The sequence below is a fragment of the Streptomyces sp. NPDC029674 genome (genome assembly GCF_044903205.1).
Lineage (GTDB): Bacteria > Actinomycetota > Actinomycetes > Streptomycetales > Streptomycetaceae > Streptomyces.
Window position 1 is genome coordinate 165,165 of record NZ_JBJDPY010000010.1, and the last position, 22,975, is coordinate 188,139.

Sequence of the window (22,975 nt, forward strand, 5' to 3'; positions counted from 1 at the left end):
CCCCCGTGGACTTCGCATTCGACGCCCGCACCGAAGAGCTGCGCGCCAGGCTGCTCGCCTTCATGGACGAGCACGTGTACCCGGCCGAGGCGGTCGCGGACGAGCAGCGCGCGGCGCTGGCCTCGCCCTGGGACACGCCCGCCGTGGTCGAGGAGCTGAAGGCGGCGGCCCGCAGGCAGGGCCTGTGGAACCTCTTCTTGCCCGACGCGGAACACGGCGCGGGCCTCACCAACCTCCAGTACGCGCCGCTCGCCGAGATCACCGGGCGCTCCCCGCAGTTGGCGCCCACCGCCCTGAACTGCGCGGCCCCGGACACCGGCAACATGGAGGTGCTCGCCCAGTTCGGCAGCGAGGAGCAGAAGAAGCGGTGGCTGGAGCCGCTGCTCGCCGGTGAGATCCGCTCGGCGTTCGCGATGACCGAGCCGGAGGTGGCCTCCTCGGACGCCACGAACATCACCACGCGCATCGAGCGCTCCGCCGACGGCTCCGAGTACGTCATCACCGGTCGCAAGTGGTACATATCCGGGGCGATGAACCCGGACTGCGAGATCTTCATCGTGATGGGCAAGACGGATCCTGACGGCGCCGACATCCGCCGCCAGCAGTCAATGGTGCTCGTCCCGCGCGACACGCCGGGCCTCGAAGTCCGGCGCGCCATGCGGGTGTACGGGTACGAGGACCACTACCACGGCGGCCACGCCGAGGTCGTCTTCGACCACGTCCGGGTCCCCGCGGCGAACCTGATCGGCGAGGAGGGCGGCGGCTTCGCCATCGCGCAGGCGCGGCTCGGGCCCGGCCGCATCCACCACTGCATGCGCCTGATCGGCATGGCCGAGCGGGCCATCGAGCTGATGTGCCGGCGGGCGGTGGCGCGCACGGCGTTCGGGAAGCCGCTCGCCCAGCAGGGCGTCGTACAGGAGTGGATCGCGGACGCGCGGGTCGCCGTGGAGCAGCTGCGGCTCCTCGTCCTCAAGACGGCCTGGCTGATGGACACCGTCGGCAACAAGGGCGCGCACACGGAGATCCAGTCCATCAAGATCGCGACCCCGCGCGCGGTGGTCGACATCCTGGACCGGGCGGTGCAGCTGCACGGCGCGGGCGGCGTCAGCCAGGACTTCCCGCTGGCCGAGCTGTGGGCGGCGGCGCGCACGCTGCGGCTGGCCGACGGGCCCGACGAGGTGCATCAGCGGTCGCTGGCGCGGCGTGAGTTGAAGAAATACCTCTGAGGCTCCGTACGCCCCGTACGCCCCGCGCGTACTCCCGCACAACCCCTCTGACGTCCCCCTCCCGGCGTACCATCGCATACGCCGGGAGGGCGACATGACCGATTCAGCACACGAGGCGCTCCAGCGCTTCGTCGTGGGGCAGTCCCGGGCGGTCACGGCGCTGAGCCGCCTCATCGACATGCACTTCTCGTGGTTCGACATGCCGGATCCTCAGCACCGGCCGCCGAACGCCCTCGTCATCGGCCCGACCGGCACGGGCAAGACGCACGCCATCAAGGTGGCCGCCGACGCCCTGCGGATTCCCTGCCTGGTGGTCGACTCCACGCGCCTGGTGAGCACGGGCAGTTCGACGACGCTCACCCTCGAGGACATCCTGCAGTCGCTCGTGAAGCGGGCCCGCCCGGTGTCCGGGGGCAGCGCCCCGGAGGACGTCGCGGCGCGCGGGATCGTCTTCCTCGACGAGTTCGACAAGCTGCGCTACACCAAGGCCACCGACGACACGGCGGCGGTGCAGCGGCGGCTGCTGCAGTTCATCGAGGGCGACAGCCTCGACCTGGCGCCCGGCGAGTACGACACCCCGCGCGATCTGGACACGCAGGGAATCCTGTTCATCGCGGCCGGCGCGTTCAGCAACATCCAGAGCGTCAAGCACAAGCGCGGGGGAACCGTCTGGGGGGATCTCATCAGACCCGAGGACGTGCACCGGTACGGCTTCCTGGAGGAGCTCGCCGCCCGCCTGCCGATCATCATCCGGTTCGACGAGCTCGCCACGGAGGACCTGCGCGAGATCCTCGGGCGGGACGAGGTGTCGCCGCTGACGTTCTACCGCGAGTACTTCGGCCGGCACGGGTTCCGGCTGGACATCGCGCCCGAGGCGCAGACCGAGATCGCCAAGGCCGCCGCCGAGTCGAGGCTCGGCGCGCGCGGCCTGCACCAGGAGCTGTTCCCCGTCCTCAACGACCTGGCGAACCAGCTGATCCCCGCGGGATCCCCCGCGCGCGGCGCCCCACCGCACACGCGCTTCGAGGTGACGTCGACGATCCACCGCCAGTTGAAGAGCGGCAGCTTCGAGCTGCGGCCCGAGCACCTCACCCCCATCGACCGGCCTGTGACGGAGCCCGATCTGTGAACGACGAACTCGAACGCGCCCTGCGTGACCGCAACTACGCGGGCGTCCATCTCAACCAGGTGACGTGGGACGACTTCTGCACGGAGTTCACCGAGTTCGTGGGGAACATCCGGGGGTTCACCTTCGAGGCCGTCCTCTCCGGGGTGGGCCGGTGGGCGAACCTCATCGACGCGAGCCGCGTGGCGCTGCGGCTGCACGGCGCCATCGAGGAGGCGCTCATCGAGGCGCGGTTCGCCAACATCCCGAACCTGGAGACGAACATCAGCGACGAGCGGCTGAACTTCCAGTTCCGGGACCCCGACTACGCCTTCGACCTGGACCTGCACGGTGACGGACGGATCCAGATCAGCCGCCCCGGGTCGACCCTGCGCACCTTCCACCGCTGGTACACGCACTTCATGCCCACCGTGCCCGGCATCCTCATCAAGGCCATCGCCGCCTTCGACGCGGAGCTCCACCGGACCCTGGAGGGCAACGACGGCGGGACGGTGTCGGTGGACGAGATCGAGCCGCGCGTGAAGCTGCTCACCGCCTCCTTCGCCTTCGACGTGGTCTGCCACAACTTCCGCCCGCACCGCGAGCGGCAGCGGCAGGTCCGCAATCTCGACGTCATGCTGAAGAACATCGCGATCCGGCTGCCGGGCGCCGACGGCCGGATCGACCGGGGCGCCGACGGTGCCCCGCACCACCGCGACTTCGGCAGCTACGGCCGCATGGACTACCGGGTGAGCCGCACGCACCCGTTCCACGAGGGCATCATCCAGCAGCTGCAGGTCATGGCGCCCTCGGCGTCGGACTGGAGCGGACTGTTCTTCCAACTCGCGTACAGCGGCGCGGATTTCGGGTCCAACGCGCACGGGGAGCGGGTCCGCATCGACACGCAGCACTTCCTCCAGCCCGCCGCCGGAGCCGACGCCTACATCTCCTTCTTCCGCGACATCGGGCTCAGGGGGTTCGTCCACTCCGTCACCGAGGGGTACGACTTCGACACCACGTCCGGGAGCCTCGCTTGACGGACATCCTGCGCACGGCCCGGGACGCGGAGCATCCGCACCGCGTCGCGATGGGCCTCGCCGACGGCGCCGTCCAGCGCTGCGAGGTCCTCCAGCCGCTCATCGTCTTCGGCCCGCAGCGCAGCGGCAAGACCACGAGCGTCGTCATCCCCGCGGTCCTGGAGTGGGCCGGGCCGTGCCTCGTCACCTCGGTGCGGTTCGACGTGGTCGCCGCCACCCTCGAACACCGCAGCGCGCTCGGCGAGGTGTTCATCTTCGACCCGGCCGGGCTCACCGAGTCCATCGGGCAGCGGTTCGCGGCGCACTGCGTGGGGTGGAGCCCGCTGGACTCGATCGTGGTCTGGGACGACGCGGTGCGCCAGGCGGAGGCGCTCTCCACCGGCACCGACTTCAAGGACGTCACCAGCGGTGACTTCTGGTCCAGCCAGGCGCGGCTGCTGCTCACCCCGCTGCTGTTCGCCGCGGCGCGCACCGGCGGCACCATGGGCGACGTACTGGAATGGCTGGGTCTCAGCGCCGCGGAACTGGTCGACGTCCTGGTGGAGCGGCGGCGGCCGCTGAAGAGCGAACCGGAGTCCAGCGGCTGGCGGCGCTGTCTCGGCCGGCTGATCAACTACGAGAACTTCGACAGCACCACCTACAGCTCCATCTGCGCCACGGCCGCCACGACCCTGGAGGCCTTCGCCTTCGAGGGTGTCGACCGGCGCTGCGCCCAGACCAGGCGGCTGTCGCTGCAGACGCTGCTCGACGGGGGCCGCCACACGCTGTTCCTGTGCGCACCGCCGCACCAGCAGCGGCAGTTCATGCCGTTGTTCACCGCCCTGGCCCGGCAGGTCGTCAGCGAGACCATCGACCGCAACGGCGTGCCGGACGCGGAGGACGGCCAGGGCGTCGTCGAGATCCCGCTCATGCTCTGCCTCGACGAGGCGGGGAACATCGCCCGGCTCGACGACCTGGACACGTTCGCGACGACGGCGGCCGGCAGCGGCATCCAGCTGATCTCCGTCTTCCACGACATGAGCCAGCTGTACGCGGCCTACGGCGAGAACCGCGGCGCCCTCATCGTCAACAACCACCGTGGCAAGCTGTTCCTGCCCGGCAACAGCGACACCCGCACCGGCGTCTTCCTCCACGAGCAGCTGGCGACGTCGGACGTGCGCCGCCACAAGCGCCGCGGCTGGGACCGCTCCGACCTGCGCGAGATGCCGGCCAAGTCCGCGCTCTGCCTGTACGGCGGGCTCCAGCCCGAGCTGCTCGAACTGCGGCGCTGGAAGGACGATCCGGCGCTGCGCGGCCTCGTCGACGCGGCACGCGCCGCCTACCGCATGCCCGCGGCGGCAGCGCCGCCCCCGCCGCCGCCCGCGCGGCCGCCCGAGCCGGAGTCCGCCGCCAGCCGTGCGGAGCTGCTGCAGCTGCGGGACTTCGTCATCGACATCATCGAGCGGCACGACCTGGACAGCTCGGTCATCCCGTGCTGGTACGCGCACCGCGGCGTCATCGACGAGCTGCTGGCCCTCAAGAGGGCCAAGGAGACCATCCCGGGTGTCGAGTGGTACTCCTGGCTGGACGCTTCGGCGCAGCGCATCGCGCTCCTGTTGCGCCGCTGCCGGGCGGGCCATGTGCCGGCGGCCGCGCACCGGGCCCGCGAGGAGCGGCGCGGCGAGATCGACCGGGTGATCGCGGCGCTGCCCGCGCCCGTACCGCCACCGCCACCGCCACCGCCGGCTCAGGCGCCCGGGGCCGCCGTCAGCCCCGGGTAGTCCCGGCGGCGCTTGGCGACGGAGCCACGGACGACGTCCAGTTCGCGCAGGGTCAGCCGGGAGGCCTCCCCGACGTCGAAGACGGTGATCTCACGCGTCCAGGTGTGGGTGTCCAGGACGTCGCCGCCGAGGTCCTCGGCGAGGACCTCGACGGTGTGCCGCCAGCGCCCCCGCTCCGACTGCCAGTCGCCCACCGCGCGCTCGTGCTCGTGGTGGAAGACGTGCTCGGCGGAGGGCGATACCCGCACGTCCTCGGTGCCGGAGGTGCCGGACGGCGTGCGCGGGTAGCGCACCACGACGGGTTCCGTCCCCCAGTTCCTGACGACCCAGCGGGTCGCCAGGCGGACGGCCAGGCCGGGCGGTCCTTCCGGGACGGACGTGCCGGGCCGGATCGCGGTGGCACGGCCGTTGCTGACCAGGCACGCCGTCCAGGTGTCGAAGGTGACGCTCACGCGGGGCGCGGACTGGTCGAGGCGGGCGCGGACCGCCTCGCGGTAGGTGTCCAGGGCGTTGCCGTACTCCCTGCGCCACGCCTCGTGCTGGGCGCTCGCCTCGTGGCGCAGCTGGGCGAGCTGGTCCTGGCCCGCCTTGAAGACCGCCCAGGTGAAGATGACGAAGGCGACGTTCGCGCCGGCCACCACGGCGTTCACCAGGTTGCCGCCGAGGTTGCTGTCGCTCAGCGGCACCACGAGCCCGATGAGCAGCACCAGCGCGGCGCCGCCGAGTACGGCGGCCCAGCGGGTGACGGCCCGCTGCCACGCGTCGGGCTGTGGTGGACCGCCGGGGCGGGCAGGGTCAGGGGGGTGTGCGCTCATGGCGGCATCGTGGCCGCCCGGGGGTGGCCACGACAACATCGCCGGCTCGCGCTACGGCCGCAGCGCCCTCAGCAGCAGGTCCGCCAGGTGGTCGGCGACCTGCTGCGGGGTGAGCGGGCCCTGTGGCCGGTACCAGGTGGAGAGGTGGTGGACCGAGCCGAAGTGGTAGTCCACGACCAGGTCCGCCGGGGTCGCCGTGGCGAAGACGCCGGACTCCTGGCCTTCCTCGATCAGGGCCCGGAAGCGCTCGTGGTAGCGCCGCCGCTCGGCCCTGACCTGCTTGTTCTTCTCCGGGCTGAGGCTGTGCATGGAGCGGAAGAAGATCGACGCGTCGTCGAGGTTGTCGATGGTGGTGACCACGACGTCCGCGGCGGCGGCGCGGACCCGCTCGGTGACCGGGGCGTCCGCGTCGGCGATGGCGTCGAGCCGCTCCTGCTGGACGCGGAGCAGCCGGGCGTAGACCTCGTGCAGGAGGTCGTCCTTGGATCCGAAGTAGTGGTAGAGCGCGCCCTTGGTGACCCCTGCCGCCTCGACGATCTCCTGCACCGACGTGCGGTCGTAGCCCTGGTCGGCGAAGAGCCGGGTGGCGGCGGCGAGGAGCCGTTGCGGGACGGGCGTGCCGTCACCGTCCGTCGTTCTGGCCACTGCCGCCACCTGCCTTTCGCGTCACTTGCTGTGCTGTGCCCGGGAACGCAGTTCCCGTCGGAGGATCTTCCCACTTGTCGTCTTCGGCAGCTCCGTCAGGATCTCGACCTCGCGCGGGTACTTGTACGCGGCCAGCCGCTCCTTGCAGTAGGCGGTGAGCTCGTCGGGTGCCGTGCCGCTGCCGGGGCGGAGGCTGACGTACGCCTTCACGGTCTCTCCCCGGTAGCTGTCGGGGATGCCGACGACGGCGGCCTCGCGCACGGCGGGGTGGGTGTAGAGGACGTCCTCGACCTCGCGCGGCCACACCTTGAAGCCGGACGCGTTGATCATGTCCTTCTTGCGGTCGACGACGTAGAGCCAGCCCGCCGGGTCCATGAACCCGATGTCGCCGGTGTGCAGTTCGCCGGCGGGGAAGGTCTCGGCGGTGGCGTCGGGCCGCCGCCAGTAGCCGGGCACCACCTGCGGCCCGCTGACGACGATCTCGCCCTGCTCGCCGAACGGCACCTCGTGGCCGAGGTCGTCCAGGATGCGTACGACGGTCTCGGGTCCCGGGACGCCGACGGCCAGGGTTCCGGAGACCGGGTCGACGGGGGCCTCCTGGCCCGGGGGCACGGAGGCGCAGGGCGCGGTGCACTCGGTGAGGCCGTAGCCGTTGTGGAGGTAGGGGCCGAAGGAGGCGCGGAACTTCTCCACGAGGGCCGGGGGCAGCGGCGCGCCGCCCGAGGAGATCATCGCGAAGGAGTCGAAGTGGGCGCGGGTCACCGACGGGTGGGCGGCGAGCGCCATGAAGGCCGTGGAGGGGCCGACGGTGTAGGCGGGGCGGTGCTCGGCGAAGGCGTCGAGGACCACGCCCGCCTCGAAGCGGTAGGCGAGCGCGAGGGTGCCCGCGTTGGCGATGCACGCGGCGACCTGCGCGACCATGCCGGTGATGTGGAAGAGCGGCGCCATCGCGAAGTAGCAGGCGCCTTCCGGTATGCCGGAGCCGGTGCGCTGGCGTTCGGCGTTGTAGGTGATGTTGCCGTGCGTGTTCATGGCGCCCTTGGGGGTGCCGCTGGTGCCCGAGGTGTAGCTGATCAGCGCGGTGTCGGAGGGGCCGACGGCCCGGTCGGCGGGGGCCGGGAGTCCGCGGCGCGCGACGGTCACGAGGTCGTCGGCGTCGGCTGCGGTCGGCAGGCGCTCGAAGTCGAGGACGCGGGTGTCGTTGCGGGTCTGGAGGTCGAGCTGGCAGGCGGTGAGGACGACGCTCACCGGCGAGCCCGCCGCCGTGTCGCGCAGATACGTCTCCCAGGCGCGGTCGGAGCAGATCAGCGCGGTCACGTCGGCGTCCGCGAGGACGTGCTGGACCTCCGCCGACCGGTACATGGGGTTGACGGGGACGACCGTGGCGCCCGCCTTCCAGGCGCCGAGGAGCGCGAGCACGAAGTGCGGGGTGTTCTGCAGGAGGATCGCGACGCGGTCGCCGCGGGCGACACCGCGTGCGGCGAGGTGCCCGGCGACGGAGTCGCTGAGGGCGTCGGTCTCGCGGTAGCTCAGGCGTCCGTCGAAGTAGGCGAGGGCGGTGTGTTCGGGGGCCCGGGCGACGGCCGCGCGGAAGGCGTCGGGCACGGACGCGGCGGGGTGCACGGGGGCGCGCTGGGCGTCGTTGAGCCGGGCGAGCCAGGGCTTGGCCGCGTACAGGGAGCCGGCGGGGGTGGGGTGGTTCACCGTGCGGTCGCCTCCCACTTCTGCTGGAGGTGGTTCATTCCCTTCAGCCATCTGTCCGGGGTCTCGGCGCGCGCCTGGTAGAAGGCGGCGACCTCGGGGTGCGGCAGGATCAGGAAGCGGTCCTCCGCCATGCCGGTGAAGAGGGCGGTGGCGACGTCGTCCGGTTCGATGGCGGTGGGCGTCAGGACGAGGTCGCCCGCGCTGCCGGTGGCGGCGAGCATGTCGGTGCGGACGCCCTGCGGGCAGATGGCGTGGACCTGGATTCCGCGGTGGCGGTAGGTGAGCGAGAGCCATTCGGCGAAGGCGTACGCGCCGTGCTTGGTGACGCTGTAGGGCGCGGCGCCGATCATGGTGAGCAGGCCGGCCGCGGAGACCGTGGAGACGAAGCGGCCGCTGCCGCGCTCCAGCCAGTCGGGCAGCAGCGCGTGGGCGGCCCGTACGTGCGCCATCACGTTGACGTCCCAGGCCGCGGCCCAGACCTCCTCGGGCGCGGCCTCGCTGCCGCCGGAGCCGAGTCCGGCGTTGGCGCAGTACACGTCGACCGTGCCGCCGAGCGCCTCGCGGGCCTGCGGCACGATCGCGGAGGCGTCGCCCGGTACGGCGATGCCGCCCACCTCGTCGGCGACGGCCTTCGCCTTGGCGCCGTCCAGGTCGTTGACGACGACGCGCGCTCCCTCGGCGGCGAACCGACGGGCGAGTGCGGCTCCGATGCCACCGCCTCCGCCCGTGACGACGACGCCCTTGTCCTGGAAGGTTTCCACGATCGTTCTCCTTCGGCCCGCGGCTCGGCTTCGCTGGCAGACTAACCAGTCGGTATGTCGTGGCGAAAGGGGGGCGGCCGAGGTCACGGGTGCGGCAGGCTCAGCCTCGTACGCTCGCGTGCAGGACGGTCGCGAGCTCGTGGGGCTGCGAGAACATCGGCCAGTGGCCGGTGTCCATCTCGACGAGACGCCAGTGCTCGCTCTTGAGCAGCTCGGCCACGTCGTCCGCCGGCTCGGCGCCGTCCAGCAGGCACTTGACGTACGTCGCCGGGAGCTGGTCGAGCGGCCGCGCCAGGACGGCGGGCTCGGTCAGGGTGGCGCCGGGGTGCGGGGTCGCGCCGCTCGCGATGCGGGCGACCTGCTCGCTGTCGAGGTCCTGGCCGTCGAAGTCCGCGGCGTTCAGGACCCAGGAGCCGTCGCCCTCGGCGAGCAGGGCCTCGAACGCCGGCTGGCCCTGCCACCACATCGACGCGAACGACTCGCCGTCGACCGGCACGAGGGCGTCGACGAACACCACGCGGTTCAGCCGGTCGCCGATCCGCTCGGCCGCCTGGCCCACGGGGATGCCCGCGTAGCTGTGCCCGACGAGGACGACGTCACGCAGGCCGAGCCGTTCGACCTCGTCGACGATGTCCCGCACATGGGTCTCCTGCCCGGCCGGTACGTCCTGTCTGTCGGCGAGCCCCGAGAGCGTCAGGGGATGAGCGCCGTGCCCGGCGGCCCGCAACTCCCCCGCCACGTCCTCCCACACCCACGAGCCGAGCCACGCGCCTGCCACCAGGATGAAGTCCGTCATGGCGGAGAACGTACACGTCCTGGCGCCGGTGGGGCAGCCCCCATCAGCTATTGACTGCCCCCTACATCCACCACGAGAGTGCCGCTCGTGCACAGTGAAGCGACAGCGACAGAGAAGCAGCAGGTCCGGGCGGCGGACGAGGGCGGCGGTGCGGAGAGTCTGCGGCGGGTGGCCGTGGCCTCCTTCATCGGGACGGCCATCGAGTTCTACGACTTCTACATCTACGGCACGGCGGCCGCCCTCGTCCTGAACGAGGCGTTCTTCCCGACCCTCGATCCGGTCAACGCCACCCTCGCGTCGTTCTCCACGTACGCGGTGGCGTTCGCGGCGCGGCCCATCGGTTCGGTGATCTTCGGGCACTTCGGCGACCGGGTGGGACGCAAGTCCGTGCTCGTGGCCTCGCTGCTCCTGATGGGGCTCTCGACCGCCCTCGTCGGACTCCTGCCCGGCTACGGCACCTGGGGCATCTGGGCGCCGCTGCTGCTGATCCTGCTCCGCTTCCTCCAGGGCATCGGGCTCGGCGGCGAGTGGGGCGGCGCGGCGCTGCTCGCGGTGGAGCACGCGCCGAAGAAGAAGCGCGGAATGTACGCGGCCTTCCCGCAACTGGGTCCGTCCGTCGGGTTCTTCGCGGCGACCGGCGTCTTCTGGCTACTGTCGGCCGTGCTCTCCGACGACGCGTTCCGCTCGTGGGGCTGGCGGGTGCCGTTCCTGCTCTCGTTCCTGCTGGTCGCGGTCGGCCTCTTCGTACGGCTCAGGATCAGCGAGACGCCCGTCTTCGCGAAGGTCATGGAGGCGCAGGAGGCGAGCAAGGTGCCCGCGCTCGACGTGCTCCGCCGCCACCCGCGCGAACTGCTGCTCGGTGCGGGCGCAATGGTCGTCGCGTACGGCCTCTTCTACACCGCCACGACCTACTGCCTCTCCTACGCCACCGGCACCCTGCACATCTCGCGCGACACCATGCTCGGCCTCTCCCTGGTGGCCTGCCTCTTCCTCGCGGCCGGCACCTGGCTCGCCGCGACGCGCTCCGACGGCGCGGGGCGGCGCAGGCTGGTCCTCGCGGGCACGGGGCTCGCGGTGGTGTGGGGACTCGTGCTCTTCCCGCTCCTGGACACCGAGCAGCCGGTGCTCGTCGCCGTCGCGATCGGCGGCGCGCTGTTCTGCATGGGTGTGGTGTACGGGCCGATGGGCGCCTATCTGCCCGAGCTGTTCTCCACGAGCGTGCGCTACTCGGGCGCCTCGCTCGCGTACAACCTGGGCGGTGTACTCGGCGGCGCGGTCTCGCCGCTGGTCGCGACGCGGCTGCAGTCGGCGTTCGGTTCGTCCTCGGTGGGCTGGTACGTGAGCGCGATGGCGGTCGTGTCGCTGCTGTGCGTGCTCGCGCTGCCGGAGACGCGGGAGCGGGAACTCGCCTGAACCCCGTCCGGCCCGACCGGTCGTGCGCGCCATCTGGCCAGGTGGCCCGGGTGGCAGGACCATATCCGCGTGGAGCCCTACTGGGAATTGACCTTCGACGCCGACGGCGACGTCGACACCGCGCAGCGCGCGCAGCTGCTGTCCGGCGCGGAACGTGAACGCGTCACCGATCTCCTCGTCTTCGCGCACGGCTGGAACAACGAGCAGCGGGACGCCAGGAAGCTGTACCGGCGCTTCTTCGGCCCCTGTCAGGAGCTGGCCGGACCGGGGGTGCGCCTCGGCTACGTCGGGGTGCTGTGGCCCGCCATCCGCTTCCCCGACGAGACCATCCCCGACTTCGACCCCTCGGCCGGCGCCGTGGCCGCCACACCGCCGGGCGAGCCCGTGCTCGACCCGGCGACCCGGCAGGCGCTCGACCGCGCCTTCCCCGACCACACCGAGAACCTCGACCGGATCGCCGAGCTGCTCGCGGAGCGCTCCGAAGTGCCCTCGCGGGTCTACGAGTTCGGGCGCCACGTGCGGGAGCTGGTCTCCCTGCGCGAGACGCATCCGGCACGCCACTTCGGCCAGGACACCGGGGCGGGCGAGCCCGCCATGCTCACCGACGACGCGGTCCGGGTCTGCGAGATGTTCGCCGCCGCGCGCGCGGACACCGGGGAGCCGCTGCTCCTCGGCGAGCTGCGCGACCGGCTGTGGGACGGCGCGCACGAACTGCTGCGGCAGGGCACGTACTACGCCATGAAGCGGCGGGCGGGCGCGGTCGGCCAGCTGGGGCTCGGCCCCGCGATCGGCCTGCTCGCCGCCGACGTGCCGACGATCAGGGTGCACCTCATCGGGCACAGCTTCGGCGGCCGGCTCGTCTCGTACGCGCTGCGCGGGATGCCCGCGGACGTGCGCGCGGTGAAGTCGGTGACGCTTCTCCAAGGGGCGTTCTCGCACTACACGTTCGCCGAGCGGCTGCCGCACGACAGGTCGCGCGGCGGCGCGCTGCACGGCGTGCAGCAGCGCGTCGACGGCCCGCTGGTCTCCTGTTACTCGCGCCACGACGACGCGCTGGGCCGCCTCTACCCGCTGGCGTCGAAGCTGGCAGGCGACTCGTCGAGCTTCCTGAGCCTGTGGGAGCGGTGGGGCGCCATCGGCTACAACGGCATCCGTTCCGTGGCCGGCACCAAGCGCATCAAGCTGGGCGACGAGGTGCCGGCCAAGGGGTGTGTCAGCGTGGACGCGGCGTCGGTGGTGCGGCGCGGCGGTCCGCCCTCCGGCGCGCACAGCGACGTGTGCCACGAGGAGCTGGCACGCCTCGTGTTCGCCGCGGGGCGGATCGCGCTCGCCTGAGGGCGCCGGCTACCGGTGCCGGGGGAACTCGACGACCTGCTGGTACGTCGGGCGGTTCTGCCACTGGACCGGCTTGTGCGTGATGCCGCCGAGCGCCCGGTGGATGACCGAGTCCGCGCACCACTGGTCGCCGGCCTTGCAGGAGTCGTCGCCGGGGTAGACCTCGGTGGCGGGCTTGGCGGCGGCCTGCGCGAGGGTGGCGAGCAGGGTGTCACGGCAGGCGTCGAGTTCGCCGTCGCCGCAGTAGGCGTCGGCGAGCTCGCCCTTCACCGGTTCGCCGAGCACCTTGCGCAGGTCCTTGTCGGCGTAGCCCCACCAGCCGTACTGGAAGGCCGATCCCGCGTGCGCCCCGGTGGGTCCGTGGCCCGCGGACGGTGCCTCGTCGGTGGCGAGCTGTGAGGTGAGGGCGTCGTACAGGTCCTTGCCGAGGCCCGGCTTGAACTGGGCCTCGACGAGCAGCGGCCACCAGGCGTCCATGATGCGCACGGCGTCGGGGTGGGCGTACGTCTTGGACCCGGCCGATGTCTGGTTGCGTTGGGCGCCCGCCTTGCGCCAGGCCTCCAACTGCTCGATGGCCTTGGCCTGTTGCGGGTCGGTGACCGGCTCGCTGCGCAGCACCTTGAGCAGCTCCGGCAGCACCTGTTCGCCGCGCAGGTCGGTGACGGCCGCCTCCGACATGGCCCGGGTGAGGGAGGCGCGGGTGACGCCGCCCTCCTCGGTGAGTTTCCTGACCCGGCCGTCGAGGAGGTCGCCGCGGTGCACGGCGCTCATACCGAAGCCCGCCGTGCTGAAGTCCTTCGCCTGTTTGTTGTTCCAGGAGATGTAGTAGTCCTGGTTGACGGACTGCGGGTGCTCGGCGGGCGGGGTCTGCGCCGAGGTGTTGTTCTCGGGGTCGAAGTCCCGCCATTCGTATGCCGGTTCGGCCTTGACGGGCAGGGCGGGGTCGACACTGTCCGCGCGCTCGGGGTTGGCGCCGCTGTTGTAGTACGCGATGTCGCGGGAGTCGGCGTAGAACCAGTTGAAGGCGTAGCTGATGTGCTGGGCCGCCTTCTTGAAGCTCGCGGCGTCCTTGACGTACGACGGGTCGTTGAACATCTGGAAGCCGATGATGGAGTCGGCCTCGTGGCGGTAGGTGGAGCGCAGCGAGACGTACGCGACGGGCTTGCCGTCGACGTTCGCGCGGTGCGTCACGACGCCGTACTTCGTGCGGAAGACCTGCATGCGGTAGGAGCCGGCGGCCGCGGAGTCGGCGAGGGTCGGCTTCCAGGCGTTCTTGCGCTCCAGCTTCTCCATGGGGGTGCAGGTGCCGCGGTGGAGGTAGCCGGCCGACTGCTTGGTGGGGGTGCCGCCGCCCGGTTCGCAGAGCTCCACGGCGTACGTGTCCGTGATGTCCTGTCCGGCGGAGGTGGCCGACCACGCGTAGTCCTGGCCGCGCCCCAGCTGGACGTACATGCCGACGCCCGCGAAGGAGACGCCGCGCGCGCTGATGCCGGGGCCCTGGAGCTCCTGCTGCATGAGGAGCTGGGGCGCGAAGTAGCCGGTCTGCGGGCCGAAGACGGCGACGGGGTTTCCGCTCGCGGTGTGCTTGCCGGAGACGAGCAGGGCGTTCGACATGCCCTTCTTCTGGCCGCCGGCCCGGAAGAGGTCCGAGGGCAGGACGCCCTTGTCGTACATGCCCTGGAGCGGCTTGAGCTTCTCGGGCGCCTTCACCGGGTCCTTGGCTGCGGTCTTCGCGCCGCCCTCGCGGTCGTACACGAGCTGCTCCCGCTCGACCGTGCCCGGGTCGGGCATCGCGGTGCCGCGCGCCTTCTCGGGCTTGCCCGCGTACGGGAAGCTCGTGCCGTCGTGGACGGTCTGCACGGCCTCGGGGTCGTTGCGGGCGCGGAAGGACTCCCAGACCTTCGTGCCCTTCTCGACGCCGTACTTCTCCTGGGCCTTGAGCAGGGAGAGGGCCGACTCGACCTCTCCGCCGCCGCCGTTGCCGAAGAGGCCGCCGACCACGGAGGCCAGCGCGATCATGTCGGTGATCTTGAAGGGCTCGATCTCGCCGGCGTTGGTGATCGCGTCGATCTTGCCGGTCAGGACGTACTCGCCGGGGAAGTAGCGGCCGTTCTTGGACTTCACGCGGTAGGCGTTGAGCCCGTCTATGTAGGCCTGCGCGTCCTCCATCGCCTGCCTGCCGCGCTCGCCCTGCGTCGACCTGATGTACTCGACCTGCTTCTCCAGGTCCTTCTCGGTGTACGGGGCCTGCGGCCAGAACTGCTGCTCCAGGCCCTGGTTGGCGAGCGCGCCGCCCGCGAACGACGTCAGCTGCCCGCGTCCGATGTGCCGGAAGAGGTCGATGAGCCAGAGCCGGTCCTGTCCGGCGGCGAAGCCCGCGCCGAACTCGGTGCCGTAGCGCGTGGTGCCCTTGATGTGCGGGATGCCGTACTTCTTGTCCCGGGTGATCGTCACGTCGTCGCGCGGCTTGGTGACGGAGGCGGCCTGGCCGTCCCGCACGCCGAAGGAGGCGTCGTTGAAGAACTCGGTGAGCCGGTCGTCGGTGAGCGAGGGGTAGCCGGAGGACAGCGCGTCGTAGGGCTTCAACTGGTCGTCGGCGTGCGCCGGCTGGGTGCCGAGGAGCCGGTGGGCGAGGATCTCGGCGAGCGTCGCGTTGCCGTTCGCGCCGGGCGGCAGGATGTCCGCGCACTGGCTGCCGCAGTGGTCGACGGTCTCCTCCTTCGGCGCCGGCTCCCGCGGGGCGGCCGCGGCGCCCGCCCGGGGCGCGAGCAGGGCGGCGCCGAGCGCGAGCACCGCCCCTGACGTGAGTGTTCTGAGCCTGACGGTGCGTCGTCGCATGGGTGCTCCTCCGGATCCTGCGGAAGACCGATGCGGCGGAGGCTACTGGCGGGTCGCCGAACCCGAAAGATGAACAAGCGTCGCCTTTTCCGAATCACCACAACGCGCCCCCCTTGTGCCGGCATCACCCCAGTTGAGGCGGGCAGGCGAAAACAGTCGCGCGAAGAGGGAGCCGAATCGCGTGTCGATACGTCTACTCGGCGACGTCGTTTCGGACTCGATCGACTCGGCTCGACATCGACGCCGGCGAATGCGGAACACGGGTACCAGTACGGAAGTACGTGTGACGGAGGTGCAGGGCGATGGCCGGATTCCGGAGTCTCGCGAGACAGGTACGCGATCCGAAGAGCGATCTGGCGCTGCGACGCTACTCGCTGCGCAAGTGCCTGGAGAGGTTCGCCCCCTACGGACACCGGGCGACCTGGGACCATCTGTGCGCCCGGGCGGGCTTCGGGCCCGAGGACAGGTCCCCCGACCCGGCGCGGCTGGTGGCCGCGCTGAACGAACTGGAGGCGGCGCGCGCGGTCTGGCTCGCCTACGAGGCGGGCTTCGCGGAACGCCGCCGCAAAGAGAAGCACGACGGGCTCAGGCGCCCCGGCAGCGTGGACGACTGGCACCGCTGCACGTGGGGCGGGTTCGGTGTCGCCTGGTGCGACGACCCCGACATCCATCCGCACGAGCCCCTCGCCGAGGTGCTGCGCCGCCTCATCGCGGCGCTGGAGCGGGAGCCCGGCACGTCCTGCCCCGTCTGCGCGGACACCGCCCTCGCCTGGAAGCACGGCCTGGCGCACGAGCCGTCCTCGGGAGCGGTCTGCACGGGCTGCGGCATCGTCGTGCCCGGCCCCGTCCTCACACCGGAGGCGGTCACACAGGCGCGGTCGAGGTCGCTGCGTCCCCTGGTGTCCGTCTGACCCGCCTCTCGGTGAACTCTGTACCGGCGCGGCCCGGCACGCACTGGGCCGCACCGGAAAGCTCGGGTCAGGGCGTCTTCACGTCCGTGTGGATGGCCAGCTTGAACTGGGCGTGGATCAGCGGCGTGCGGAGCTTCACGTCGCCCGCGCCCCGCGTGGAGATCTTCAGGCCGAGCGGCGTGTCCGGGTGCACGAACATCTGCCAGAGGTAGGTCCGGTACTGCCCGCCCCGGGTGGGCGCCGCGTCGGTCGTGGCGGTCGAGTCGTATCCGGTGGTCATGTTCAGCGGGTCGCGGACGTAGCGCGAGCGGTGCTCGGTGGCCTTGGTGTCGGCGGCCCAGAAGACCATCGCGGAGAGCATGCCCCAGCCGTCGTGGCTGGGCCATATCAGCCCTGAGCGGGCGTCCGGGAACTTCGAAGGCCCGGTGGCGCCCTTCGCGGGGTCGTGCATGCGCCACGGGTCGTAGGACTCGTCACCCGTGCCGTACGGGAAGCGCACCAAGTAGTAGCCGTCCGTGTCGTACTTGATGGACTGCTGGCCGTGCCGTGCGGCGTCCCACAGCAACGAGCAGATGGCGACGGACATGTGATCCCCCGATCCGTGTCGACGTGCTCCGTGTATTTCCTCGTACTTCCTGGCGCTTCTTTCTCCTTGCCCAGAACACACGTTGGCGCTCGCACGCGGATGCGGCCAGGCCTAGCACAGGGAAATTCCGGTGGTCACGTCGTTTTGCGGGGCGGCAGAGTGATCGTCGACGACGGACCACGCAAGCCCCCCGAGGAGAACGGCCCATGTCGACGCTGCGCGTCACCGCCGAAGTACTGACCATCCACGAGCATCCCGGCGCCGACGCCCTCGAACTGGCCCAGGTGGGCCTGTACCGCGCGGTCGTCGCCAAGGGCGCCTACCGCTCGGGCGAGAGCGCGGTGTACATACCCGAGCAGTCGGTGCTGCCCGCCGCGCTCATCGAGGAGCTGGGCCTCACCGGACGGCTGGCGGGCGGCAACCGGGACCGGGTCAAGGCGGTGCGGCTGCGCGGCGAGCTGTCGCAGGGCATCGTGTGCCGCCCGGCCGCGCTGGCGGACGTCGACCTGGCGCGGGCCGCGGCCGACGGCACGGACTTCGCGGAGCTGCTCGGCATCACCAAGTGGGTGCCGCCGATCCCGCCGACGATGAGCGGTGACGTGGAGTCGGTGCCCGACCTGCTGCCGTGGGTCGACATCGAGAACATCCAGCGCCACCCGGACATCTTCGCGCCCGGCGAGCCGGTCGTCCTGACCGAGAAGCTGCACGGCTCGGCCTGCCTGGTCACGTACGTCGCCGACACCGGCCGCGTCCACGTCTCGTCGAAGGGTTTCGGCGCCAAGTCCCTGGCCCTCCAGGAGGATCCGCGCAATCTGTACTGGCGGGCGGTCCACGGCCATGGCGTCGCGGCCGCGGCGGCCCGGCTCGCCGAGCGGCTCGGGGCGCGCCGGGTCGGGATCTTCGGCGAGGTGTACGGGGCGGGGGTGCAGGACCTGACGTACGGTGCGGACGGCCGGCGCGACACGCTCGGGTACGCCGCCTTCGACGTCAGCGCGGACATCGACGGGCGGGTGCGCTGGCTCGACCCGGCCGAACTGCTCGCCGGTGAACTGCCGCTCGTGCCGCGGCTGTACGAGGGCCCCTACGACGCCGATCGCGTCCTGGAGCTGGCGACGGGCCGCGAGACCGTGTCGGGGCGGGACCTGCATCTGCGCGAGGGCGTCGTGATCCGGCCGGCCGTGGAGCGGTACAGCCCCGTGACCGGCGGGCGGGCCATCGCGAAGGCGGTCAGCCCGGCGTACCTGACGCGCAAGGGCGGCACGGAGTACGAGTGACGGCGCCGCCCCGGCGGGGTGCTCACGCCTCCCGGGGCCCGCGGTCCACCAGCAGCCGGGAGCCGCTGTGCCGCTCGCCGAAGACGTCGTCGGGGTTGGACAGGACGCAAGTGTCCAGGGAGAGACAGCCGCAGCCGATGCAGTCCGTGAGGTGGTCGCGCAGCCGGCCCAGCTGTTTGATGCGCTTGTCCAGCTCCGAGCGCCAGCCCTCCGAGAGACGCGCCCAGTCCTCGCGGTTGGGCGTGCGCTCCTCGGGGAGCGAGTCGAGGGCCTCGCGGATCGTGGAGAGCGGGATGCCGACGCGCTGGGAGGCGCGGATGAAGGCGACGCGGCGCAGCGTGTCCCGGTGGTAGCGGCGCTGGTTGCCGGAGGTGCGGCGGCTGGTGATGAGGCCCTTGGACTCGTAGAAGTGCAGGGCGGACACGGCGATTCCGCTGCGGTCGGCGAGCTGGCCGACCGTGAGTTCGTGGACCTTCTCCGGTATCTGGGGCACCCCTCAAACCTACTGGCTGGTGCGTTGACAGGCGTCGGCACACACCCCATGCTGAGCAAGCGCTTAGTCTGCGTACGTTTTCCGCGTGCGCTTCTCGCATACGTCTAGGAGGCCAGGGACATGGCGGAGCCGAGGATCTTCACGTCGCCCGATGAGCTGAGCGCCGCGGTCGGCGAGCAGCTCGGGTACAGCGACTGGCTGGAGATCGACCAGAAGCGGATCGACCTCTTCGCCGACGCCACGGGCGATCACCAGTGGATCCACGTGGACCCGGAGAAGGCGGCGCAGGGCCCCTTCAAGACGACGATCGCGCACGGCTATCTGACGCTGTCGCTGCTGCCGAGCCTGGTGCCGCAGACCATGCGGGTCGAGGGCATGAAGATGGGCATCAACTACGGCACCGAGAAGGTCCGCTTCCCCTCCCCCGTGCCGGTCGGCTCGCGGCTGCGCGCGACCGCCGTGCTCACCGGCGTCACGCCGACGAAGGACGGCGGCGTGCAGGTGACGGCCAAGGTCACCGTGGAGCGCGAGGGCAGCGACAAGCCCGCCTGCGTGGCGGAGTCGGTGTCGCGCTACTACTTCTGAGGCCGCGGGTGCCGCGGGTTACTTCTGCGACTCCTGGGGACGGGCGCCCACCATCCGCAGTACGAGGTCGGCGTAGAGCGCGCCGACCTCGTCGGGCGTCCGGTGCCCCGCCACGTTGAACCAGCGGGCGACGTCGATGCAGAGCGAGAGCACGGCGAGCGTGGTGCCCGGCACGTCGGGGACGTCGAACTCCCCGGTGCGCACCCCGTCGTTGATGATGTCCCGCACGGCCGCGTCCGACTCGCGGCGCAGCGCGACGATCTTCGTGCGGTGCTCCTCACCGAGCGCGTCCAGCTCGTACTGGACGACGCGCGCGGTCATGTGGTGCGCGGCGTGCCAGCCGACGAAGGAGCGCACGGCCGCCGCGAGCCGCTCGGCGGGCCCGCCCTCGCCGTCCGCGGCGGTCCGCAGGATGGCCAGGGCCTTGTCGTGGCCGATGCGGCTGATGCGGTGGAGCAGCTCTTCCTTCGTCTTGTAGTGGATGTAGAGCGCGGCCGGGCTCATGCCGGCGCGGCCGGCGATGTCCCGGGTCGTCGTCGCGTGGTAGCCGCGCTCGGCGAAGGCCTCCACGGCGGCGATCAGCAGTCGCCTGGCCGCGTCGGGGCTGACCTCGCCCCACGGCTGCTCCTCGCCGCCGGTCTCCTCCGCCGCACTCATGTCCCACTCCTTCGCACCTGACCCGGTCTGCCGGGAGGGACACCATACCCCCCGACGGTGAGCGAGCGCTTAGCGTGAGGGGCGGGCCGTCAGGGCTTGGCGAACGGGTCGTGCTCGGCGAGCAGCCTGTCGACGCGGGCCTGGTCGACCCTGCTGACGATCTGGTCCACCTCCTGGCGGTCCCTGATCACCTTGGCGAGGGTGAACGCGGAGGTCGTCAGATAGAGCACGGCGATGGCGAGGAAGCCCCGCACCCAGGCGGAGGCGTCCAGGTAGCCGATGCCGACGGCGACGGCACCGAGGGAGATCGCGAAGGAGGCCACGGCCTGGCCGTAGAAGGCGTTGGTGGTCTGCTGTTTGACAGGCGGCTCGGTCATGCCGACAGCTTCGGCGAGGGACGGCGGGCCCGGTATCCGCTCACGTACTCAGGTCGGTACTCAGAAGGCCGAAACCCCCGTCAGCGCACGGCCTATGACGAGCTTCTGGATCTGGCTGGTGCCTTCGTAGAGGGTCATCACGCGGGCGTCGCGCAGCAGCTTGCCCGCCGGGTACTCGTCGATGTAGCCGTAGCCGCCGAAGACCTGGAGGGCGTTGTTGGCGGCGCGCACGGCGGCCTCGGAGGCGAACAGCTTGGCCTTGGAGGACTCCGTGGCGAAGGGCTGCCCCCGGTCGATGAGGTCGGCGACCCGCCAGGTCAGCAGGCGCGCCGCGTCCACGTCCACCGCGATGTCGCTGATCAGCTCCTGCACCAGCTGGTGGTGGGCGATGGTCTTACCGAACTGCTCGCGCTCGGTGGAGTACCGCACCGCGGCGTCGAGGGCGGCCTGCGCGATGCCCACACAGCCGGCCGCCACCGACATGCGCCCCTTGGCGAGGGCCGACATGGCGACGGAGAACCCCTTGCCCTCCGGCGCCAGCATGGCCGACGCGGGGACGCGCACGTCCTCCAGGACCAGTTCGGCGGTGGCCTGGCCGCGCAGGCCGAGCTTGCCGTGCAGGGTGCGGCGGGTCAGGCCGGGGGTGTCGGCCGGGACGAGGAAGGCGGAGACGCCCTTGTGCCCGGGGGTGTCGTTGGTGCGGGCGAAGAGGAGCACGACGTCGGCCCAGGTGCCGTTCGTGATGAACATCTTGGTGCCGTTGACGACGTACGAGTCGCCGTCGCGCACGGCCTTCGTCGTGAGGCTGCCCGCGTCGGAGCCGGTGCCCGGCTCGGTGAGTCCGAAGCACCCGACGTACTCGCCGGAGGTGAGCCCCGGCAGCCACTGCCGCTTCTGCTCCTCGCTGCCCCAGTGCGCGACGGTCTTGGCGACCAGGCCGAGCGAGACGGAGACGATGCCGCGCACGGAGGAGTCACCGCGGCCGAGCTCCTCGGTCACCAGGCAGTACGCGAGGTGGTCACCGCCCGAACCGCCGTACTCCTCGTCGATGGTGAGCCCCAGGAAGCCGACCTCGCCGAGCTTCTTCACGAGGGCCCGGTCGACGCTCTCGGCGCGGTCCCACTCGACGACGTGCGGGGTGATCTCGCGCGCGACGAAGTCCTTGGCCAGTTGCTGGACGGCGGCCTGCTCGTCGCTGAGCTCCAGGTTCATGGACACCTCTTCACGTCGGGTTACAGCGCGTCGCTCGGGATACGTCGAGATTTAAATTAGCACTGCTAGTTTGTTGCGGCAGCCCTACTATGTGCCGCATGGCCCGACCGCGCAAGCCCCTCCTCAGCCGAGAACGCATCGTCGACACGGCCCGCGCCCTCGTCGACACGGAGGGACTCGCGGCCGTCTCCACGCGCCGCCTCGCCGCCGAACTCGGCGTCAGCGGACCCTCGCTCTACAACCACTTCCGCACCAAGGATCAGATCCTGGAAGCGGTCGCGGACTCGGTGAGCGCGCAGGTCGACCTGTCGATGTTCGAGGCCTCCGACGGGCGCGGCTGGCGCACCGCGCTCCACGACTGGGCGGTCTCCTACCGGGCCGCCCTCACCCGGCACCCGAACATCGTGCCGGTGCTCGCGCGCGGCCCCGGGCGCCGTCCGGCCGGACTGCGGCTCGCGGACGCGGTGTTCGGGGCGATGGTCGACGCGGGCTGGCCGGCCGCGCAGGCCACGTCGATCGGCGCGCTGATGCGGTACTTCATCATGGGCTCCGCGCTCGGCTCGTTCGCCGGGGGCTTCGTGGACGACGAGACGGCGTACGACCCCGCCGACTACCCGCACCTGGGCCAGGCCCACCTGCTCGCCGAGCGCCAGCAGGTCATCGACGAGCGGGCCTTCGAGGCGGGCCTCCAGGCACTGCTCGACGGGCTCGCGCTCCAGTACGAACAGGTGGCGGCGCAGCACCTGTGACGCCCCCTCGGGGCACCTCACTCCGTGACGATGCGCTCCACCGCGGCCGCGACGAGCTCGTCGCGCTCGGCCTCCGAGAGGACGTCGGGCAGGGTGAGCTGTTCGACGATGAGCCAGTTGAAGGCCATGTACAGCAGCTTGACCGCCGTCGCGTCGCCCGGCAGCCCGGAGGCCTCGTGGTACGCGAGGTTGGCCTCCAGGTCGGCGCGGACGCGCTCGGTGAGGACGGCGCGCAGCTCGGGTCGCCGGGTGGCCTCCAGGCGCAGTTCGAGCAGCGCCAGATAGCCCGTACGGAAGCCGCTGACGCGCCCGACGACCTCGCGCATCAGCTTGGCGTACGTCTCCTTGTCGGGCTCGGCCGTACGCTGGCGCTCGACCTCCGCCTCGTCGGGCGTGAGGCGTTCGTAGACGCGGGCGCCCGCCTGGGTGAGCAGGTCGTCGCGGTTGCTGAAGTAGTTGGAGGCCGTGCCCGTGGGGACGGCGGCCTCGGTGTCCACGGCGCGGAAGGTCAGCCCGCGGGCACCCTCTCTGGCCAGCACCTCGATGGCGGCGTCGACCAGGGCCGCCCGTCGACCGTCATTCCTGCGCACCACTGACACCACTCCATTCGCAGTACTACGTCTCGACCACTACAGGGAGAGTAGTACACGGGGCGACCCACCGGGCAACAAGTCGGCCCACCGAGTAGATGTAATC

At 71.4% G+C, this 22,975-nt stretch carries 22 protein-coding genes; 10 read left to right on the plus strand and 12 right to left on the minus strand.

The genetic code is table 11. The annotated features are described in order from the left end of the window. Positions 1-5 precede the first annotated feature (5 nt). The 4 genes from ACI2L3_RS24525 (at position 6) to ACI2L3_RS24540 (ending at position 5,128) form a co-directional block, all read left to right on the plus strand. Complete coding sequence (locus ACI2L3_RS24525) at positions 6-1,226, plus strand: acyl-CoA dehydrogenase family protein (protein ID WP_404754530.1); 1,221 nt, start codon at positions 6-8, stop codon at positions 1,224-1,226. Positions 1,227-1,320: 94 nt separating this feature from the next. Then, positions 1,321-2,355 (plus strand): AAA family ATPase, encoded by a 1,035-nt coding sequence (locus ACI2L3_RS24530; RefSeq protein ID WP_404754531.1) that lies wholly within the window; start codon positions 1,321-1,323, stop codon positions 2,353-2,355. Further along, positions 2,352-3,368, plus strand: coding sequence for a hypothetical protein (locus tag ACI2L3_RS24535; protein ID WP_404754532.1), 1,017 nt, complete (start codon positions 2,352-2,354; stop codon positions 3,366-3,368). The genes ACI2L3_RS24530 and ACI2L3_RS24535 overlap by 4 nt, the downstream gene beginning before the upstream one ends. Then, positions 3,365-5,128: a type IV secretory system conjugative DNA transfer family protein gene (locus ACI2L3_RS24540; RefSeq protein WP_404754533.1), complete on the plus strand. Its 1,764-nt coding sequence runs from the start codon at positions 3,365-3,367 to the stop codon at positions 5,126-5,128. Before ACI2L3_RS24535 ends, ACI2L3_RS24540 begins: the two co-directional genes overlap by 4 nt. Here the strand turns inward: ACI2L3_RS24540 and ACI2L3_RS24545 are convergent. The 5 genes from ACI2L3_RS24545 to ACI2L3_RS24565 all read right to left on the minus strand — a co-directional run bounded on the left by ACI2L3_RS24545 (position 5,095) and on the right by ACI2L3_RS24565 (position 9,849). Then, positions 5,095-5,943 (minus strand): hypothetical protein, encoded by an 849-nt coding sequence (locus tag ACI2L3_RS24545; RefSeq protein ID WP_404754534.1) that lies wholly within the window; start codon positions 5,941-5,943, stop codon positions 5,095-5,097. The two genes, ACI2L3_RS24540 and ACI2L3_RS24545, sit on opposite strands and share 34 nt — an antisense overlap. A 51-nt stretch (positions 5,944-5,994) precedes the next feature. Next, on the minus strand, positions 5,995-6,588 hold the full coding sequence (locus tag ACI2L3_RS24550; protein WP_404754535.1) for a TetR/AcrR family transcriptional regulator: 594 nt from the start codon (positions 6,586-6,588) through the stop codon (positions 5,995-5,997). A 21-nt stretch (positions 6,589-6,609) separates the two neighbouring features. Continuing rightward, a complete protein-coding gene (locus ACI2L3_RS24555; protein ID WP_404754536.1) occupies positions 6,610-8,343 on the minus strand; it encodes a class I adenylate-forming enzyme family protein in 1,734 nt (577 codons plus the stop codon). Next, the gene (locus tag ACI2L3_RS24560) at positions 8,289-9,056 is read right to left on the minus strand and encodes an SDR family oxidoreductase (protein WP_404754662.1); all 768 of its coding nucleotides are present in this window, start codon (positions 9,054-9,056) and stop codon (positions 8,289-8,291) included. The genes ACI2L3_RS24555 and ACI2L3_RS24560 overlap by 55 nt, the downstream gene beginning before the upstream one ends. Before the next feature lie 97 nt (positions 9,057-9,153). Beyond that, positions 9,154-9,849 carry an alpha/beta fold hydrolase gene (locus tag ACI2L3_RS24565; RefSeq protein WP_404754537.1) on the minus strand — a complete coding sequence of 232 codons (696 nt, stop codon included), beginning with the start codon at positions 9,847-9,849 and terminating at the stop codon, positions 9,154-9,156. A gap of 87 nt (positions 9,850-9,936) precedes the next feature. Here ACI2L3_RS24565 and ACI2L3_RS24570 point away from each other — a divergent pair, with 87 nt between their 5' ends. Continuing rightward, positions 9,937-11,262, plus strand: a complete 1,326-nt coding sequence (locus tag ACI2L3_RS24570; RefSeq protein WP_404754538.1) for an MFS transporter — start codon at positions 9,937-9,939, stop codon at positions 11,260-11,262. A 69-nt stretch (positions 11,263-11,331) separates the two neighbouring features. Further along, the gene (locus ACI2L3_RS24575) at positions 11,332-12,597 is read left to right on the plus strand and encodes a serine-threonine protein kinase (RefSeq protein WP_404754539.1); all 1,266 of its coding nucleotides are present in this window, start codon (positions 11,332-11,334) and stop codon (positions 12,595-12,597) included. Positions 12,598-12,606: 9 nt separating this feature from the next. Here ACI2L3_RS24575 and ACI2L3_RS24580 read toward each other — a convergent pair whose 3' ends face one another. Next, a complete protein-coding gene (locus ACI2L3_RS24580; protein ID WP_404754540.1) occupies positions 12,607-15,435 on the minus strand; it encodes a penicillin acylase family protein in 2,829 nt (942 codons plus the stop codon). Between the two features lie 302 nt (positions 15,436-15,737). On the opposite strand from ACI2L3_RS24580, the gene ACI2L3_RS24585 reads away from it, so the two are divergent. Beyond that, positions 15,738-16,346, plus strand: a complete 609-nt coding sequence (locus tag ACI2L3_RS24585; protein WP_404754541.1) for a hypothetical protein — start codon at positions 15,738-15,740, stop codon at positions 16,344-16,346. Positions 16,347-16,413: 67 nt separating this feature from the next. Here the strand turns inward: ACI2L3_RS24585 and ACI2L3_RS24590 are convergent, their stop codons facing one another. Further along, entirely contained in the window at positions 16,414-16,932 is a 519-nt protein-coding gene (locus ACI2L3_RS24590) for a hypothetical protein (protein WP_404754542.1), read from the minus strand. Positions 16,933-17,138: 206 nt separating this feature from the next. Here ACI2L3_RS24590 and ACI2L3_RS24595 point away from each other — a divergent pair, with 206 nt between their 5' ends. After that, the gene (locus tag ACI2L3_RS24595; RefSeq protein WP_404754543.1) at positions 17,139-18,206 is read left to right on the plus strand and encodes an RNA ligase (ATP); all 1,068 of its coding nucleotides are present in this window, start codon (positions 17,139-17,141) and stop codon (positions 18,204-18,206) included. 22 nt (positions 18,207-18,228) lie between these two features. On the opposite strand, the gene soxR is transcribed toward ACI2L3_RS24595, so the two are convergent. Next, on the minus strand, positions 18,229-18,699 hold the full coding sequence (gene soxR / locus ACI2L3_RS24600) for a redox-sensitive transcriptional activator SoxR (RefSeq protein WP_404754544.1): 471 nt from the start codon (positions 18,697-18,699) through the stop codon (positions 18,229-18,231). A gap of 120 nt (positions 18,700-18,819) precedes the next feature. On the opposite strand from soxR, the gene ACI2L3_RS24605 reads away from it, so the two are divergent. Then, positions 18,820-19,284, plus strand: coding sequence for a MaoC family dehydratase (locus ACI2L3_RS24605; protein ID WP_404754545.1), 465 nt, complete (start codon positions 18,820-18,822; stop codon positions 19,282-19,284). A gap of 18 nt (positions 19,285-19,302) precedes the next feature. Here ACI2L3_RS24605 and ACI2L3_RS24610 read toward each other — a convergent pair whose 3' ends face one another. The 3 genes from ACI2L3_RS24610 to ACI2L3_RS24620 form a co-directional block, all read right to left on the minus strand. Then, a complete protein-coding gene (locus ACI2L3_RS24610) occupies positions 19,303-19,941 on the minus strand; it encodes a TetR/AcrR family transcriptional regulator (protein WP_404754546.1) in 639 nt (212 codons plus the stop codon). 89 nt (positions 19,942-20,030) lie between these two features. Continuing rightward, on the minus strand, positions 20,031-20,318 hold the full coding sequence (locus ACI2L3_RS24615; protein ID WP_404754547.1) for a YiaA/YiaB family inner membrane protein: 288 nt from the start codon (positions 20,316-20,318) through the stop codon (positions 20,031-20,033). A gap of 60 nt (positions 20,319-20,378) precedes the next feature. Then, complete coding sequence (locus ACI2L3_RS24620; RefSeq protein ID WP_404754548.1) at positions 20,379-21,530, minus strand: acyl-CoA dehydrogenase family protein; 1,152 nt, start codon at positions 21,528-21,530, stop codon at positions 20,379-20,381. 98 nt (positions 21,531-21,628) lie between these two features. Here ACI2L3_RS24620 and ACI2L3_RS24625 point away from each other — a divergent pair, with 98 nt between their 5' ends. Then, positions 21,629-22,279, plus strand: coding sequence for a TetR/AcrR family transcriptional regulator (locus ACI2L3_RS24625; RefSeq protein WP_404754549.1), 651 nt, complete (start codon positions 21,629-21,631; stop codon positions 22,277-22,279). 17 nt (positions 22,280-22,296) lie between these two features. Here ACI2L3_RS24625 and ACI2L3_RS24630 read toward each other — a convergent pair whose 3' ends face one another. Then, positions 22,297-22,872, minus strand: coding sequence for a TetR/AcrR family transcriptional regulator (locus tag ACI2L3_RS24630; RefSeq protein WP_404754550.1), 576 nt, complete (start codon positions 22,870-22,872; stop codon positions 22,297-22,299). Positions 22,873-22,975 lie beyond the last annotated feature (103 nt).

Coding starts and splice junctions, on each gene's coding strand:
- ACI2L3_RS24530 (WP_404754531.1), top strand. CDS start 1,321: ATGACCGATTCAGCACACGAGGCGCTCCAGCGCTTCGTCGTGGGGCAG.
- ACI2L3_RS24545 (WP_404754534.1), bottom strand. CDS start 5,943: ATGAGCGCACACCCCCCTGACCCTGCCCGCCCCGGCGGTCCACCACAG.
- ACI2L3_RS24555 (WP_404754536.1), bottom strand. CDS start 8,343: ATGGCTGAAGGGAATGAACCACCTCCAGCAGAAGTGGGAGGCGACCGC.
- ACI2L3_RS24565 (WP_404754537.1), bottom strand. CDS start 9,849: ATGACGGACTTCATCCTGGTGGCAGGCGCGTGGCTCGGCTCGTGGGTG.
- ACI2L3_RS24580 (WP_404754540.1), bottom strand. CDS start 15,435: ATGCGACGACGCACCGTCAGGCTCAGAACACTCACGTCAGGGGCGGTG.
- ACI2L3_RS24585 (WP_404754541.1), top strand. CDS start 15,738: ATGGCCGGATTCCGGAGTCTCGCGAGACAGGTACGCGATCCGAAGAGC.
- ACI2L3_RS24590 (WP_404754542.1), bottom strand. CDS start 16,932: ATGTCCGTCGCCATCTGCTCGTTGCTGTGGGACGCCGCACGGCACGGC.
- ACI2L3_RS24595 (WP_404754543.1), top strand. CDS start 17,139: ATGTCGACGCTGCGCGTCACCGCCGAAGTACTGACCATCCACGAGCAT.
- ACI2L3_RS24605 (WP_404754545.1), top strand. CDS start 18,820: ATGGCGGAGCCGAGGATCTTCACGTCGCCCGATGAGCTGAGCGCCGCG.
- ACI2L3_RS24610 (WP_404754546.1), bottom strand. CDS start 19,941: ATGAGTGCGGCGGAGGAGACCGGCGGCGAGGAGCAGCCGTGGGGCGAG.
- ACI2L3_RS24615 (WP_404754547.1), bottom strand. CDS start 20,318: ATGACCGAGCCGCCTGTCAAACAGCAGACCACCAACGCCTTCTACGGC.
- ACI2L3_RS24620 (WP_404754548.1), bottom strand. CDS start 21,530: ATGAACCTGGAGCTCAGCGACGAGCAGGCCGCCGTCCAGCAACTGGCC.
- ACI2L3_RS24625 (WP_404754549.1), top strand. CDS start 21,629: ATGGCCCGACCGCGCAAGCCCCTCCTCAGCCGAGAACGCATCGTCGAC.